13 protein-coding genes are annotated in these 15,404 nt (G+C 73.7%); 10 read left to right on the forward strand and 3 right to left on the reverse strand.

Annotation, left to right across the window (positions count from 1 at the left end; all coding sequences use genetic code 11):
• Window positions 1-232: 232 nt before the first annotated feature.
• Together mfd and AC0GKK_RS11130 are read right to left on the reverse strand one after the other, a co-directional pair.
• The gene (gene mfd, locus AC0GKK_RS11125) at window positions 233-3,856 is read right to left on the reverse strand and encodes a transcription-repair coupling factor (RefSeq protein WP_489884010.1); all 3,624 of its coding nucleotides are present in this window, start codon (window positions 3,854-3,856) and stop codon (window positions 233-235) included.
• A 197-nt stretch (window positions 3,857-4,053) separates the two neighbouring features.
• Window positions 4,054-4,878, reverse strand: a complete 825-nt coding sequence (locus AC0GKK_RS11130) for a siderophore-interacting protein (RefSeq protein ID WP_405419357.1) — start codon at window positions 4,876-4,878, stop codon at window positions 4,054-4,056.
• A gap of 190 nt (window positions 4,879-5,068) precedes the next feature.
• On the opposite strand from AC0GKK_RS11130, the gene AC0GKK_RS11135 reads away from it, so the two are divergent.
• From AC0GKK_RS11135 to AC0GKK_RS11150, 4 genes are all read left to right on the forward strand, one after another.
• Entirely contained in the window at window positions 5,069-5,950 is an 882-nt protein-coding gene (locus AC0GKK_RS11135) for a phytanoyl-CoA dioxygenase family protein (RefSeq protein ID WP_062400283.1), read from the forward strand.
• A gap of 89 nt (window positions 5,951-6,039) precedes the next feature.
• Complete coding sequence (gene nthA, locus AC0GKK_RS11140) at window positions 6,040-6,621, forward strand: nitrile hydratase subunit alpha (protein WP_476653841.1); 582 nt, start codon at window positions 6,040-6,042, stop codon at window positions 6,619-6,621.
• Complete coding sequence (gene nthB, locus AC0GKK_RS11145; RefSeq protein ID WP_476653840.1) at window positions 6,618-7,277, forward strand: nitrile hydratase subunit beta; 660 nt, start codon at window positions 6,618-6,620, stop codon at window positions 7,275-7,277. The genes nthA and nthB overlap by 4 nt, the downstream gene beginning before the upstream one ends.
• Window positions 7,264-7,569, forward strand: a complete 306-nt coding sequence (locus AC0GKK_RS11150) for a nitrile hydratase accessory protein (RefSeq protein ID WP_476653839.1) — start codon at window positions 7,264-7,266, stop codon at window positions 7,567-7,569. Before nthB ends, AC0GKK_RS11150 begins: the two co-directional genes overlap by 14 nt.
• Here the strand turns inward: AC0GKK_RS11150 and AC0GKK_RS11155 are convergent.
• Window positions 7,566-8,455, reverse strand: a protein-coding gene (locus AC0GKK_RS11155; protein WP_489884011.1) for an IS5 family transposase whose coding sequence is annotated in 2 segments (ribosomal slippage) — window positions 7,566-8,083 and window positions 8,083-8,455 — 891 coding nt in all. Because the reading frame shifts where the segments join, the coding sequence is not laid out codon by codon here. The genes AC0GKK_RS11150 and AC0GKK_RS11155 overlap by 4 nt on opposite strands.
• A 178-nt stretch (window positions 8,456-8,633) precedes the next feature.
• On the opposite strand from AC0GKK_RS11155, the gene AC0GKK_RS11160 reads away from it, so the two are divergent.
• From AC0GKK_RS11160 to lpdA, 6 genes are all read left to right on the forward strand, one after another.
• A complete protein-coding gene (locus AC0GKK_RS11160; RefSeq protein WP_346105171.1) occupies window positions 8,634-9,545 on the forward strand; it encodes a LysR family transcriptional regulator in 912 nt (303 codons plus the stop codon).
• A gap of 224 nt (window positions 9,546-9,769) precedes the next feature.
• Complete coding sequence (locus tag AC0GKK_RS11165; protein WP_482638675.1) at window positions 9,770-10,552, forward strand: SDR family NAD(P)-dependent oxidoreductase; 783 nt, start codon at window positions 9,770-9,772, stop codon at window positions 10,550-10,552.
• A 53-nt stretch (window positions 10,553-10,605) separates the two neighbouring features.
• Window positions 10,606-11,697, forward strand: coding sequence for a thiamine pyrophosphate-dependent enzyme (locus AC0GKK_RS11170; RefSeq protein ID WP_489883754.1), 1,092 nt, complete (start codon window positions 10,606-10,608; stop codon window positions 11,695-11,697).
• Window positions 11,694-12,674: an alpha-ketoacid dehydrogenase subunit beta gene (locus AC0GKK_RS11175; protein WP_482636566.1), complete on the forward strand. Its 981-nt coding sequence runs from the start codon at window positions 11,694-11,696 to the stop codon at window positions 12,672-12,674. The genes AC0GKK_RS11170 and AC0GKK_RS11175 overlap by 4 nt, the downstream gene beginning before the upstream one ends.
• Window positions 12,671-13,957 (forward strand): dihydrolipoamide acetyltransferase family protein, encoded by a 1,287-nt coding sequence (locus tag AC0GKK_RS11180; protein ID WP_489883755.1) that lies wholly within the window; start codon window positions 12,671-12,673, stop codon window positions 13,955-13,957. The genes AC0GKK_RS11175 and AC0GKK_RS11180 overlap by 4 nt, the downstream gene beginning before the upstream one ends.
• A complete protein-coding gene (lpdA, locus tag AC0GKK_RS11185) occupies window positions 13,957-15,402 on the forward strand; it encodes a dihydrolipoyl dehydrogenase (RefSeq protein ID WP_489883756.1) in 1,446 nt (481 codons plus the stop codon). The genes AC0GKK_RS11180 and lpdA overlap by 1 nt, the downstream gene beginning before the upstream one ends.
• Window positions 15,403-15,404 lie beyond the last annotated feature (2 nt).

Genomic DNA, 15,404 nt, shown 5'->3' on the forward strand with positions numbered 1-15,404 from the left:
ATCCACCGTTGATCCGATCGTAAAACAGTGTGGATCACGCGCGTGGGGTGCCGTGGATCACCGGAGGAAACGGGAACCCACGTCGCGCGATTGATCCCGACAACTCCGGCGAGCAGTTCGCCGGCGTCCGTCCCGTTCCGTCCCGGAAACGGCACGGACGCCGACACCCGATGTTCTCCGGTGCAGCACCCGGTGTTCATCAACGCGGCGTCAACGCCGCATCGGGGCCGCGTCAGGACGAGGCTGAGCTGTGCACCGGGGTGGAGGTCGGCACGATCTGCAGCAGCAGCTCCGCGCACCAGCCGAGCAGCTCGACGTCGCGCATGGCGGCGCCGCCGATCCGGTTGCCCTGCACCGGCTTGGGCACCGTGACGACCTGCGCGGCCGCCTTGTACTGCGCCTTGGGGTAGAGCCGGCGCAGCCGCAGCTGGGCGGAGTCGGGCAGCTGCATCGGACCGATCCGCAGCTGGGTGCCCGCCGAGGCGACCTCGCGGATGCCGAGGCGGCGGCAGAGCTGGCGGAACCGGGCGACCTCCAGCAGGTTGCGCACCGGGGTCGGCGGCTCGCCGTAGCGGTCGGTCAGCTCCTCGACGATCGCGGTGAGCGCGGCGTCGTCCGGCGCCTCGGCGATCTTGCGGTAGACCTCCAGGCGCAGCCGCTCGCCGTCGACGTACTCGTGCGGGACGTGCGCGTCGACCGGGAGGTCGACCCGGACCTCCTGCAGCTCCTCCGGCTCGGCCCCGATCTCCCCGCCCGCCTGCCTGCGGAACGCCGCGACGGCCTCCCCGACCAGGCGGATGTAGAGGTCGAACCCGACGCCGGCGATGTGGCCGGACTGCTCGGCACCGAGGATGTTGCCCGCGCCGCGGATCTCCAGGTCCTTCATCGCGACGGCCGCGCCGGAGCCGAGCTCGGAGTGCTGGGCGATGGTGGCGAGCCGGTCGTGCGCGGTCTCGGTGAGCGGGTGCTCCGCCGGGAACAGGAAGTAGGCGTAGCCGCGGTCGCGGCCACGCCCGACCCGGCCGCGCAGCTGGTGGAGCTGGGACAGGCCCAGCGTGTCGGAGCGCTCGACGATCAGGGTGTTGGCGTTGGAGATGTCCAGGCCGTTCTCGACGATCGTGGTGCAGATCAGGACGTCGAACTCGCGGTGCCAGAACGCGCTGACGGTCCGCTCCAGCAGATCCTCGTTCATCTGCCCGTGCGCGACGGCGACCCGCGCCTCGGGGACGAGGTCCTGGATCTTCTTGGCCGCCCGGTCGATCGAGCTGACCCGGTTGTGCACGTAGAACACCTGGCCGTCGCGCAGCAGCTCGCGGCGCAGGGCGGCGGCGACCTGCTTGTCGTCGTAGGCGCCGACGTAGGTCAGGGTCGGGTGCCGCTCCTCGGGCGGGGTCGTGATCGCCGACATCTCGCGGATGCCGGCGAGGCTCATCTCCAGCGTCCGCGGGATCGGCGTCGCCGACAGGGTGAGGACGTCGACGTGTGCCCGGAGCGCGGTGATGTGCTCCTTGTGCTCGACGCCGAAGCGCTGCTCCTCGTCGACGATCACCAGGCCGAGGTCCTTGTAGCGGATGCCGGTCTGGAGCAGCCGGTGCGTCCCGACGACGACGTCGACCTGCCCGTCGGCGAGCTTCTCGATCGTCTCGCGCGCCTCGGCCGGGTCGGTGAACCGCGACAGCCCGCGCACGGTCACCGGGAACTGGCGCATCCGCTCGGAGAACGTCGACAGGTGCTGGGTGGCGAGCAGCGTCGTCGGGACGAGGACCGCGACCTGCTTGCCGTCCTGCACCGCCTTGAACGCCGCCCGCACCGCGATCTCGGTCTTGCCGAACCCGACGTCGCCGGAGATGACACGGTCCATCGGGACCGGACGCTCCATGTCCCGCTTGACCTCGTCGATCGCGGAGAGCTGGTCGGGGGTCTCGGTGTAGGGGAAGGCGTCCTCGAGCTCGCGCTGCCACGGGGTGTCCGCGCCGAACGCGTGCCCCGGCGAGGCCTGGCGCGCCGCGTAGAGCTGCACCAGACCGGCCGCGATGTCCTTGACCGCCTTGCGGGCGCGGCTCTTGGTCTTGGCCCAGTCCCCGCCGCCGAGCTTGTTGACGGCGGGCTGCTCGCCGCCCACGTAGCGGCTGATCTCGTCGAGGGCGTCGGTCGGCACGAACAGCCGGTCGGCGGGCTGGCCGCGCTTGGAGCTGGCGTACTCCAGCACCAGGTACTCGCGGGTGGCGCCCTGGACGGTGCGCTCCTTCATCTCGATGAAGCGTCCGATGCCGTGCTGGTTGTGGACGACGAAGTCGCCGGGCTGCAGCACGGCCAGGTCGACGGCGTTGCGCTTGCGGGGGGTGGTCTTGCGCGGCGCGGTGTCGAGCCCGGCGCGGCTGCCGGTCAGGTCGGCCTCGGAGACGACGACCAGCCCGACCTCCGGCGCGGTGAACCCGTTCAGCACGCGCCCGCAGGTGACGGTGACGATCCCCTTCTCCGGGGCGTCGGCGAGCACCGGGACGGCGGAGGCGGGGACCTCGGCCTCGCGCAGCTGCTCCAGCGAGCGGTCGGCGGTGCCCTGCCCGGCCAGCACGAGCACCGCGGCGCCGCCGGTGGCGACGTGCGCGCGCAGGTCGGTCAGCGCGCGGTCGGTGTCGCCCCGGTAGGGCTCGATCTCGTGCACGCCCGCCACGACGACGTCGTCGGAGCCCGACAGCAGCGGCGACAGCGAGACCACGGGGCGGCCGGTCGCCGTCGCGTGGTCCAGCGTGACGCGCAGGTCGCGGTAGGCCGACCCGGAGACGTCGATCGGGGCCTCGCCGCCGGAGCCGGACGCCAGCCAGGACGCCTCCAGGAACTCCTGCCCGGTGCGCACGAGGTCCGCGCAGCGGGTGCGGATGCGCTCGGGGTCGGCGAGCAGCACCCGCGTCCCGTCCGGGAGCAGGTCGGTGAGCGTCTGCATCTCCCCGCCGACCAGCGCCGGGATCAGCGACTCCATGCCCTCACCGGGAATGCCCTCGGACAGCTTCTCCAGCAGCTCGCGCAGCGGGTTGCGGTTGAGGCCCGCGGTCTCGGGCTGCTCCAGGGCCAGCTCGCCGGCCCGCTCGCGCACCGGCGTGGTGAGCAGCAGCTCGCGGCACGGCGGCACGTCGATCCGCGTGACCTCGCCGACCGAGCGCTGGTCCGCGACGGAGAACGACCGCACCTCGGAGACCTCGTCGCCCCAGAACTCGACACGCACCGGGTGCTCGGCGGTCGGCGGGAAGATGTCGAGGATGCCGCCGCGCACGGCGAACTCGCCGCGGGTGGTGACCATCTCGGCGCGGCTGTAGGCCAGCTCGACCAGCCGCACCAGCAGCTGCTCGAAGTCGTACTCCTCGCCGACGGCCAGCGTCACCGGGGCGAGCGTGCCCAGCCCGGGCGCGACCGGCTGGATCAGGCTGCGCGCCGCGGTCACGACCACCCGAGGGGCGGTCTCCGCCGAGGAGAGCCGGTGGAAGATCGTCAGCCGGCGGGCGACGGTGTCCGGGCGCGGGGACAGCTTCTCGTGCGGCAGCGTCTCCCAGCTCGGCAGTACGACGACCGGCGCGCCCGCGCAGTCGTGCACCGTGTCGGCGGCGGCGCCCGGCGCCTCGCCGTGGCCGAGCAGGTCCGACACCGCGGCCGCGAGGTCCTCGGCCTCCCGGTCGGTGGCGGTCACGGCGAGCACCGTGGAGGTCTCGGCGAGCCCGGCGGCGAGCAGCGGGCGCACCGCGGAGGGGCCCTCGACCTGCACGGCAGGGGTCTCACCGGCGCGGGTGTCCGCGGCACGGGCGGCGTCGACGGCGGCGCGCAGACCGGCGTCGGACAGGGCGGAGGTGAGCAGACCGGACAGGATGGCCACGACGGCGCTGGCTCCTCGGTGGAGGTGGGCTGGCGGTGCGCGCGGCGACGGGGACCGGCCGCGGGCAGGACAGACCCCTGCCCGGGTCGCGGTAGGGCTCCCGACCCGGTCGGGGTGCCGACCTCCGAGTTTACGCCTGGCCCACGCGGGCGCCGACCGAGGCGTCCGTGTCCCGCGGCACGCCTCGCTCAGAGCAGCCCGTCGCGCTCCAGGGTCGCCTCGTAGATGTCGAGCATCCGCTCGTCGTCGCCCCCGGCGGCGACGGCCGCGTCGGCGTAGGCCTTCTCGAAGCGCTCCTGATTGGCCTGCCAGGTGCGACGGAAGGTGTCGGCGTCACGACGCCAGTAGCCGAGCACGCCGTAGGCGCCGGGCGGCAGGCCGCGCTCGTGGCGCAGGTGCTTGCGGGCGGCACGGGTCGCGGACGCCTCACCGCCGACGTAGACGTAGCCGGGCCCGTCCGGCAGCGCCAGCCCGGCGACGATCTCCGCCAGCCGGCTGCCGGTCTCGCTCGCGGGCTCGCGCCGGACCCGCGCCCGCGTGGGGAAGTCGGCCGGGACCTCGTCGATCTCCAGGACGACCTCGGTGTCGATGCCCTCGGGGGTCTCGGTGACGATCCGGGCGAGCGCCGGGAGCGCGGCCGCGTCGCCGACGAGGATCTGCCAGCCGACGCCGGCCGGGCGCTTGAACCAGCTGTTCGAGTGCGAGACCTCGATCTCGTCACCGACGCAGGCCCGCCGGGCCCAGCCCGCGCCGACCCCGCCGGGGTGGCAGACCAGGTCGATGGACGCCCGGGTGCGGCAGGGGCTGACCTCGCGCAGGGTGTACCAGCGACCGTGGTCGTCGCGGCCCCCGTCGGGCAGCGGGAAGTGGAAGACGCAGGCCTCGTCGGGGACGCCCGGCAGGCCGAGACCGGCGAGCCCCTCCCCCTCGATCTCGGCCCGGACGAAGACGTCCGAGAGCCGCTGCAGACCCACCACGCGGACCGCCGCCCGGTCCTCGGTCACGACCGACATCGCCGCCTCCTCCATAGGTGAGGCTCAGCTAACCACGACGGAGCGGGCCACACCAAACGGATCTTCCGGACACGGTGTCGCACAGCACGACTACTACGACGCATCGTAGATGCTCACCCGATCGTGTGCGCTAGCGTCGACAGGCGTCAGGCGGGTTTCCGACCCCCGAGCCAGCACGGAGGAGCAAGCGGTGATCACGGTCTACCTCAACCGCCGGATCGACGACGACGCGCGCCGCGAGTCCCTGTTCCGGGGCGACTTCCACCTCTACAGCGGGATCGGCGGCGCGAACGCCCTCGCCGACCACGCCAAGGACCTGATCGGTCAGGCCTTCGAGGGGCTGGACCCGGAGCGGGCCCAGTACGAGATGGACGTCGACGAGTTCGTCCGCCGCGTCGAGCCGCTCAAGCGCGAGTTCACCAACGGCGACCGGACCAAGGCGCTCTGCCAGCAGTTCGCCGTCGACTTCGGCGTCGACCCCGAGCGCACCTACTTCGACATCCCGCGGCTGCGCGTGATCCCGGCCGACCAGTTCCTCACCGCCGGTGTGTCCTACAACTACAAGGCGCACCGCGACATGTGGTACGGCCACCCGCAGCAGCTCGTGAACTACTGGACCCCGGTGTTCGACGTCGTCGGCGACAACGTCATGAGCATGTACACCGACTACTTCGACCGCCCGGTGAAGAACGGCTCGAACCAGTACGACTACGACGAGTGGGTCGCCAAGCACCGCACCGCGGCCGCCGGCGAGAAGACCACCGACACCCGTCCGCACCCGCTCCCGCTGGAGGACTTCGAGTCCCGCGGCGAGATCCGGATCGCCGGGCAGTCGGGTGACGTGTTCATGTTCTCGTCGAACCACCTGCACGCTTCGGCGCCGAACACCTCCGACGTCACCCGGTTCTCCTACGACCTGCGCACGATCAACCTCGACGACGTCCGGGCCGGCCGCGGCCCGCGCAACGTCGACTCGGGCGCGACCGGCACCACGCTGGGCGACTTCCTGCGGGTCTCCGACCTCGCCCCGCTGAAGGCCGAGGAGTTCGAGGACGCACTCACGCACGCCTGAGCCCACCGCCCTCCCGACGGCCCGGTACCGCGAGGTGCCGGGCCGTCGTGCTCTCGACGCCCCGGCCCCGCCTGGCTAGCGTCCTCCCGATGAGCGGTGAGCTGCGACCGGTGGACGCCCGCGTGCGGGCACTCGAGTCGATCCTGGTCGAGAAGGGCTACGTCGACCCGGCCGCACTCGACGAGATCATCGAGACCTACCAGCACCGGGTCGGCCCGCGGAACGGCGCGCACGTCGTCGCCCGGTCCTGGACCGACCCGGACTTCGCGGCCCGGCTCGCCGACGACGCGACCGCGGCGGTCGCCGAGCTCGGCTACGCCGGTCGCGGCGGCGAGCACCTCGCCGCGGTGTTCAACTCACCGCGCGAGCACCACCTCGTCGTCTGCACCCTGTGCTCCTGCTACCCGTGGCCGGTGCTGGGCCTGCCCCCGGTCTGGTACAAGTCGCCGGCCTACCGGTCGCGCGCGGTGCTGGACCCACGCGGCGTGCTCGCCGACTTCGGGACCGTGCTCGACGACGACGTCGCCATCCGGGTGCACGACTCCACCTCCGAGCTGCGCTACCTGGTCGTCCCGCAGCGCCCGGCCGGTACCGACGGCTGGTCCGCCGACGAGCTCGCCGCGATCGTCTCCCGCGACGCCATGATCGGTACCCGGCTGGTGTCGGCGTGAACGGCGCGCACGACCTCGGCGGCGCGATGGGCTTCGGACCGGTGGAGCCCGAGCCGGAGGACGTCCGGTTCCACGCGGGCTGGGAGCCGCTGGTGCTGGCGCTGACCCTCGCCGCGGCCCGCCCGGGCGGCTGGTCGATCGACGAGTCCCGGCACGCCCGCGAGTCGCTCCCGCCGCCGGTCTACCTGACCCTGACCTACTACGAGATCTGGCTCGCGGCGACCGAGGAGCTGCTGGTCACCCACGGTCTGGTCGGCGCCGACGAGCTCGACGCCGGGCGTTCCCTGCGCCCGCGCGCCGACGCCCCTGCCGCGCTGGACGCCGACGCCGCCGCCCGGGTGCTGGCCACCGGCGCCCCCACCGAGCGCGACGGCACCGGCCCGCCCCGGTTCGCCCCCGGCGACCGCGTGCGGGCCCGGGTGATGCACCCGCGCGGGCACACCCGGCTCCCCCGCTACGTCCGCGGCCGGTGCGGGACCGTCGAGACCCACCGCGGGACCCACGTGCTGCCCGACGCCCGCGCGCACGGCCACGGTGAGTGCCCGGAGCCGCTCTACACCGTCGTGTTCACCGGCCCCGAGCTGTGGGGCCCGGACGCCGACCCGACCACGACCGTCTCCGTCGACGCCTGGGAGTCCTACCTTGAGCCCGCCTGACGGCCCGGTCTTCGACGAGCCGTGGCAGGCGAGCGCGTTCGCGCTGGCCGTGGCCCTGCAGGACACCGGGACGCTGGACCGGCAGGAGTTCGCCGAGACCCTGGGCGGCGAGCTGGACACCGGCCTGGACTACTGGGACGCCTGGCTCGCCGCGCTGGAGCACCTGCTCGACGGGCTCGGCGTCGCCGACCGCGGCTCGGTCGAGGAGCGGACCGGCGCCTGGCTGCGTGCCGCCGTCGCGACCCCGCACGGCGCGCCGGTCACGCTCGACGCCGGCCCGCTGCGCTCCTAGGGCGTGTCCTGTAAGTCGGTGCGCAGCCACAACACGGTCGCGGCGATGATGATCTCCGATCGGTAGTAGGCCACGCGCTTCGCGTAGCGGGTGGCGAGGGCGCGGAACTGTTTGAGCCGGTTGAAGCAGCGTTCGACCACGTTGCGACTGGCGTAGAGGGCCGGGTCGAACGCCGGTGAGCGACCGCCGCGGGAGCCCTTCGCGCGTCGGCGCTGGATCTGGTCGCTGCGTTCGGGGCTGGTGAACGCGATGCGGCGCCGGCGTAGCGCCGCGCGGGTCGAGGGGTGGGAGTAGGCCTTGTCGGCCAGCACCCGGACGGGCCGGGTGCGTGGTCGGCCGGGTCCGTCTCGGCCGACCACGATCTGATCGAGCAGCGGGAGCAGTTGTGGGTTGTCCCCGGCCTGGCCCGGGGTGAGGATCACCGACATCGGCAGTCCGCGCCCATCGACCGCGAGATGAATCTTGCTGGTCAGCCCGCCACGGGACCGTCCGAGGGCTTCTCCGTCGACGGCGAGGGCTTCGACCCACCCAGTGGTGCAGCCCCCTTTATCCGGGCACCGGCGGAGTGCTGGTGAGCCCGGACGCTGCTGGAATCGATGCTGAAGGTCCACTCCACGTTCCCGACGGCGTCATCCTTGACGATCACGTCGTCGAGGATGCGTTCCCAGGTGCCGTCCGCGGTCCAGATCCGCAGGCGATCATGCGCGGTCTTCCAGGGTCCGTAGCGCTCGGGCAGGTCGCGCCACGGGGCGCCGGTGCGCAGCTTCCACAGGATCGCGTTGATCACCTGACGGTGATCGCGCCACCGCCGGCCTCGCCCTGCGACCGGGGGCAGCAACGGCTCGATTCGCGCCCAGGCCTTGTCCGTCAGCTCACCCCGACCCACCACCCGAGCATGATCACCGACAGCAGGTCAGAACCCTTACAAGACACGTCCTAGCCGGTCACCTCTGCCTCCGACGATCGGTGTGCACAGCTGTCCGGAGGATGACTCGTCCGACGCGCGCCGAATGTGACGGGGGTTCCGCTGCTCGAGGACCCTGCTGGGGCGAGGATCGGCAACCGTGCAGATCGAGTGGATTCACGCGTTCCTCGCAGTGGTCGACCGCGGCGGGTTCACCGCGGCCGCCGTGCACCTCTACCGGTCCCAGGGGCGGATCTCCAGCCACATCGCGTCCCTGGAACGTGAGCTCGGCGCGCAGCTGTTCGACCGCGACCAGCGGCCGGCCCGGCTCACCGCCGCGGGGGAGGCCCTCGTGACCCACGCACGGGCCATGGTCGAGGAACTCGACGCCGGGCGGGCCGCGATGGCCTCCGTGCAGGGCCTGATCCGGGGCGACGTCACGCTCGCGACCTATCCGAGCGCCGGCGCCGCGTTCGTGCCCGAGGTGCTCCGCCGCTTCTCCGAGGACTTCCCCGGCATCCGCGTCGAGCTGGTCGAACAGGCGGTGCGCGGCATCGACCGGGCCCTGGACCAGGGGCCCGCCCTGCTCGCGGTCCGGCCGACCCTGCCGCCGCCACGCAGCACCCACTCGTTGAGCCACAGGCTGCTGTGGCGGGAGCCGATGTGCCTCGTCGTCCCGTCGGGGCACCGCCTGGCGGACCAGGAGACAGCGGCGCTGGCGGATCTGCGCGGAGAGCAGCTCGTCGTCTCCGGGCACGACCTGCGCTACGACACCGAGGCCTTCCGGCTGCTCACCCGGGAGAGCATCGAACCCCGGATCCGGTTCCTGTCCGACCAGCCGCAGATCCTCGTCGGCCTGGTCCGCAGCGGGCTCGCGCTCGGCTTCACCAACCGGCTCGCGATCGACAGCGTCCGGACCGACGGCGTGGCGGTCGTCGGGGTCTCCCCGCGGGTGTACCGCGAGGTCGGCGTGTACTGGGCACCGGCCCTGGCCGGCTCCCCGGCGGCGTCGGCGCTGCTCGAGACCCTGCTCGGGACGCCCGTGCCGGACACGACCACCGATCTCCGGTAGCGCCGCGGGGCCATCCGGGTTCCGGATGTTCAGGACCGAGGAGTCGCCATTGACGGAGCGGGGCGTCCGGCCGAAGCTTGACACACGTTCCTGGACGGTGACGTGGACCACAGCGAGTGGCGTGGGGAGACCGCGCGTCCGGGCAGAAGAGCAACCCCCACCGGGGAGGCGCCGCCTCCTCGCGCGATGACCCCTGCGGTCAGAAGGGCCCCCCCTTGACGACAGTGCAGTCGAAACCCCCCGAAGCCTCGGTCGCCGGCCTGGTCGCGATCGTGACCGGCTCCAGCTCGGGCATCGGCAGGGCCATCGCCGGCCGGTTGGCCGCCGGAGGCGCCCGGGTCGTGGTCAACTCCCGCGACGACGGACGCGCGAAGGAGGCCGCCGACGAGATCGTGGCGGCCGGGTACGAGGCGGTCGGCGTCGCCGCGGACGTGAGCCTGCCCGAGGGCGGGCAGATCCTGGTCGACGCCGCCGTCGCGGCCTACGGCCGTCTCGACGTGTTGGTCAACAACGCCGGCATCCCGCTCGTCCGGGCCGCCGAGGAGATCACCCCCGAGGAGTGGGCGACCGTCCTCGCCACCAATCTCACCGGGCCGTTCCACTGCGCCCAGGCCGCGGCGCGGGTCATGCTGCCGGCCCGCAGCGGGACGATCATCAACGTCTCGTCGGTGCTGGGGGCGACCGCGATCCCCGGCCGCACCGGCTACTCCACCGCCAAGCACGGCCTGGACGGGCTGACGAAGTCGCTCGCCGTCGAGTGGGCCGACCGCGGAGTCCGCGTCCTGTCGGTCAACCCCGGCTACGTGGCCACCCCGTTCGTCGAGCAGACCATGAGCAGCGGGCGTTTCTCGGCCGATGACATCGAGCGCCGCACCCCGCTGGGCCGCCTCGCGGCCCCGGCCGAGGTCGCCGAGGTCGTCGCGTTCCTCGCGTCGCCCGCAGCCTCCTACATGACCGGGGCCCAGATCCCGGTCGACGGCGGCTGGCTCGCCTACGGCGGCTGGTGACCGCAGTGTCTCCCGAGAACCCGGCTGCAGCGCAGCCATCACGAGAGGTGTCGATGTCCGGATTCACCCCACAGTTCCGCCCCGAGCACGGGCAGGCGACCCCGTGGACCGTGCTGCGCCCCGACGGCGAGCTGGAACCCGGCCGCGAGGCCGCCCTCTCCGACGAGCAGCTCCGCGACGCCTGCGAGCTCATGCTCTTCTCCCGCGCCTTCGACGAGAAGGGCTTCAGCCTGCAGCGCCAGGGGCGTTTCGGCACGTTCTCACCGGTCCGCGGGCAGGAGGCGTCCGTGGTGGGCGCGGCGTTCGCGCTCGACCCGGCCCGCGACTGGGTCGTCCCGCAGTACCGCGAGCTGCCCGCGCTGCTTCGCCAGGGCCTGCCGCTCGAGCAGTTCATGCTGACCTTCCTCGGTGACCCGCGCGGCGGCGCCGCACCCGAGGGCGTGAACGTGCTGCCCATCCAGATCGGACTGGCCGCCCAGCTCCCGCAGGCCGTCGGGCTCGCGTGGGGCCACGCGCTGCAGGGCCGCGACAGCGTCGTCGCGGTCTTCTGCGGGGACGGCGCCTCGTCGGAGGGCGACTTCCACGAGGCCTGCAACCTCGCCGGCACCTTGCGCGCGCCGGTCGTCTTCGTCGTGCAGAACAACGGCTGGGCGATCTCCACCCCGCGCGCCCGGCAGTCCGCCGCGGCGACGCTCGCGGGCCGCGCGCCGGGCTACGGGATCCCCGGTGCCCTGGTCGACGGCAACGACCTGCTCGCCGTTCACCAGGTCGTGGCCGACGCCGTGGCCCGCGCCCGGGCCGGTGAGGGCCCGACGCTGGTCGAGACGCTGACCTACCGGCTCGGCGACCACAACACCGCGGACGACGCCAGCCGCTACCAGCCCGCCGAGGAGCTGGAGGCGTGGGCGCCGCGGGACCCGATCAGTCGCGTCCTGGCCCACCTGCGGACGCGCGAGCTGTGGGACGACGCCCACGACACCGCGGTGCGCGAGCGGATCGCCACCCGGATCGACGAGGCGGTGCGGACCGTCGAGGCGATGGAACCGCCCGGTGTCGAGCACCTCTTCGAGCACGTGACCGAGACGCTGTCGCCCCGGCTGCAGGGCCAGCGCGCCGAACTCCAGGCCCAGGTGAGAACCCGATGACCCGGCTCAACATGCTGCAGGCGATCAACACGACCCTGCGTGGCGAGCTCGCCCGCGACGAGCGGACCCTCGTCCTCGGGCAGGACGTCGGCCGGCTCGGCGGCGTCTTCCGCGCCACCGACGGCCTGCTCGACGAGTTCGGCCCGGACCGCGTCGTCGACATGCCTCTCGCCGAGGCCTCGATCGTCGGCGCGGCGATCGGCCTCGCGGCCGCCGGGCAGGTGCCCATCGCCGAGATGCAGTTCCTCGGCTTCAGCCACCAGGCCTTCCACCAGATCGGCGCCCAGCTGGCCCGGATGCGCTACCGCTCGCAGGGCCGCTTCCCGATGCCGGTGGTGATCCGCGCTCCGTTCGGCGGCGGGGTCCGGACCCCGGAGCTGCACTCCGAGGCACTCGAGGCGCAGTTCGTGCAGAGCCCCGGGCTTTCCGTGGTCATGCCGGCCACCCCGGCCGACGCCAAGGGGCTCCTGCAGACCGCGGTCCGGTCCTCGGACCCGGTGCTGTTCTGCGAACCACTACGCGGCTACCGCCTGGTCACCGGGGAGGTCGCGGACGGCGACGCTCCGGTGCCGTTCGGGAAGCTGCGAGTCGCCCGCGACGGCACCGACGTCACCCTCGTCGCGTGGAGCGCGGCGGTCCAGGTCGCCGAGAAGGCAGCCGAGGCGCTGGCCGAGGAGGGCATCTCCGCCGCCGTCGTGGACCTGCGCACCCTGGTGCCGCTCGACGAGGCCGGTCTGGCCGACGCCGTCGCGGCGACCGGCCGCTGCGTGGTTGTGCACGAGGCCCCGCTCAGCGCCGGCTTCGGCGCCGAGGTCGTGGCCACGATCAACGACGCGGCGTTCTACTCGCTCGAGGCCCCGGTCGCGCGGGTCGCCGCGCCGGACACCCCCTACCCACCCGGCCGGATCGAGGACCACTTCGTGCCCGGCGTGGACCGGGTCGTCGCGGCGGCGAGGGCGACGGTGAAGGCGGCATGAGCACGACCGTGTTCCGGCTCCCCGACATCGGGGAGGGCCTCGCCGAGGCCGAGATCGTCGAGTGGCTGGTGGCGGCGGGGGCCGAGGTCCGCGCCGACCAGCCCGTCGTGACGGTCGAGACGGCGAAGGCACAGGTCGAGCTGCCCGCGCCGGCCGACGGCGTGATCACCGAGCTCGCGCACGGGCCGGGGGACGTCGTGCCGGTCGGATCGGCCCTGTTCACGTTCGAGGCGACGGGTTCGGGAGCCGACGCCGTGGAGCCGGAGCCCGCGGGCGAACCCGCGCTCGCCACCGCTCCGGCCGTCGACGGTCGGCCCGTGCCCGCGTCCGCGGCCCCCGCCGGCGCCGGCCGCCGCCGGGTGCTGGCCGCCCCGAGCACCCGCCGGCTGGCGGTCGAGCACGGCATCGAGCTGGCCGAGCTCACCGGCAGCGGACCGAACGGCCGGATCGTCCTCGACGACGTCCGCGCCGCGATCGCCGGCGGCGCCCGGTCCGTCAACGGTGCCGCACCGCGGAGCCCGGAGCCGGTCACCGCACAGGCAGCCGTCACCCCCGCCGCCACCCCGGCCGAGCCCGGCACGGGGGAGACCCGGGTCCGGCCGCTGCGCGGCCTGCGCCGTCAGGTCGCCCGGGCCATGACCGCGGCCTGGTCGGTCCCGCACATCACCGAGTTCCGCGAGGTCGACGCGACCGAGCTCGAACGCGCCCACCGCACCCTGCGGGCGGACGCCGAGGAGCAGGGGCTGCGGCTGACGCTGTTGCCGCTGCTCGTCCGTGCGGTGACGACGGCCCTGCGCCGGCACCCGGACTTCAACGCGACTCTCGACATGGAGCGCGAGGAGGTCACGTTGCACCGGCGTCTCGACGTCGGGATCGCGGCCGCCACCCCGGACGGCCTCATCGTGCCGGTGCTGCGCGACGCCGGCCGGCGCAGCGTGCCCGGCCTGGCCAGGGAGATCGCCCGGCTCGGCGCGGGCGCCCGTGAACGCTCGCTCCCGCTGCAGGACACGACCGGCGGCACGTTCACGATCAGCAACTTCGGCAGCTACGGCACCTGGCTCGGCACCCCGCTGATCAACGCCCCGCAGGTCGCGATCGCCGGGTTCGGCCGGGTCCACGACGCGGTGGTCCCGGTGGACGGCGTCCCGGCGGTGCGCCGGGTGCTGCCGCTCGCGGTCGCGGCGGACCACCGCCTGATCGACGGCGAGCACCTCGGCGCCTTCGTGAACACCCTCGAGCGCCTGATCCGCACCCCGCTGCTGCTGCTGGGCGAGGAGGACTGATGGTCGTCGGAGAGATCGCCGAGGCCGCCGACCTGCTCGTCGTCGGCGGCGGCCCCGCGGGATACGCGGCCGCGCTGCGCGGCGCCCAGCGCGGCCGCGACGTCCTGCTGATCGACCGGGACGGCGAGGACGGCGTCGGCGGGGTGTGCCTGCGTGCGGGCTGCATCCCGTCCAAGGCCCTGATCGAGATGGCCGACGTGGCGGAACGGGCCGCCGGCTACGCGTCGGCGGGCCTGTCGGTCGGCGAGCGTTCGGTGGACCTGGGCGCCTTTCAGGCGGACAAGGCCCGCATCATCGGCGAGCTGACCGGGGGAGTCCGGTCGTTGCTGGCCGGCGCCGGGGTCCGGGTCCTCGCCGGCGACCTCCGGTTCACCCGCCCGGACCAGGCCGTGGTCCGCACACCCGCCGGCCGCGCGGCGTTCGTCGAGTTCCGCGACGTCGTCATCGCCACCGGCTCGCGCCCGGCCGTGCTGCCCCACCTGGTACCCGACGGCGTGCACGTCCTGGACAGCACGGGAGCGCTCGACCTCCCCGAGCTGCCTGCCACGGTGGCGGTCGTCGGCGCCGGCTACATCGGGGTCGAGCTCGGCACGGCATTGGCAAAGCTCGGTTCGTCCGTGACCCTGGTGGAGATGGCCGAACGGATCCTACCCGAGATCGACGTCGCGTTGACCCGTCCGGTCGCCCGGCGGCTCGACGAGCTGGGCGTCACCGTGCTCACGGCCGCCCGCGCCGGCGAGCACCGGGGCACGATCCTGCACGTGCGTTGCGGCGACCGGGACGTCGAGGTGAAGGCCGACGTCGTCATCGTCGCGGTCGGCCGCCGCCCGAACACCGACGAGCTGGGCCTCGACCGGCTCGGCGTGACGCCGGGCGACGACGGCCTCCTGCACGTCGCCCCCGACCGGACGCTGCGCCCGCATGTGGCCGCGATCGGCGACGTCACGCCGGGACCGGCGCTGGCGCACAAGGGCTACGCCGAGGCACCGGTCGCGGTGGACGCGTTGTGCGGGGACCGGGTGGCCTTCCAGCCGGCCGCGATCCCCGCGGTGGTGTTCGCCGACCCCGAGATCGCGACGGTGGGCCTGTCCGCCGCCGCGGCCCGCGCCGAGGGACTGGACCCGGTCGTCACCACGGTCCCGATGGCCGGCAACGGCCGGGCACTCACGCTGCGCGCCCCGCGCGGGACGGTGCAGCTGGTGTCGGAGACCGGTACCGGCCTCGTCCTCGGGCTGCACGTGGTCGGCCCGCACGCCTCCGAGCTGGTCGCCGAGGGCACGGTGGCCATCGAGATGGGCGCGACGGTGGAGGACCTCGCCGACACCGTGCACGTCCACCCCACCGTCGGGGAGCAGGTCCAGGAGGCGGCCCGCGCGGCCGCCGGCCGGGGCCTGCACTCCGCGAGCCCGGCACGACGCCCGCACCACCACCTCAACAAGGAGTGACC

This window comes from Pseudonocardia sp. P-1, assembly GCF_058111925.1.

What these genes read in the sequence shown, in the direction of transcription:
- AC0GKK_RS11130 (WP_405419357.1), bottom strand. Translation starts at nt 4,878, where the DNA reads ATGTCGGTCGTGACCGAGGACCGGGCGGCGGTCCGCGTGGTGGGTCTG.
- nthA (WP_476653841.1), top strand. Translation starts at nt 6,040, where the DNA reads ATGAGCGGTGAGCTGCGACCGGTGGACGCCCGCGTGCGGGCACTCGAG.
- AC0GKK_RS11170 (WP_489883754.1), top strand. Translation starts at nt 10,606, where the DNA reads ATGTCCGGATTCACCCCACAGTTCCGCCCCGAGCACGGGCAGGCGACC.
- AC0GKK_RS11175 (WP_482636566.1), top strand. Translation starts at nt 11,694, where the DNA reads ATGACCCGGCTCAACATGCTGCAGGCGATCAACACGACCCTGCGTGGC.
- AC0GKK_RS11180 (WP_489883755.1), top strand. Translation starts at nt 12,671, where the DNA reads ATGAGCACGACCGTGTTCCGGCTCCCCGACATCGGGGAGGGCCTCGCC.
- lpdA (WP_489883756.1), top strand. Translation starts at nt 13,957, where the DNA reads ATGGTCGTCGGAGAGATCGCCGAGGCCGCCGACCTGCTCGTCGTCGGC.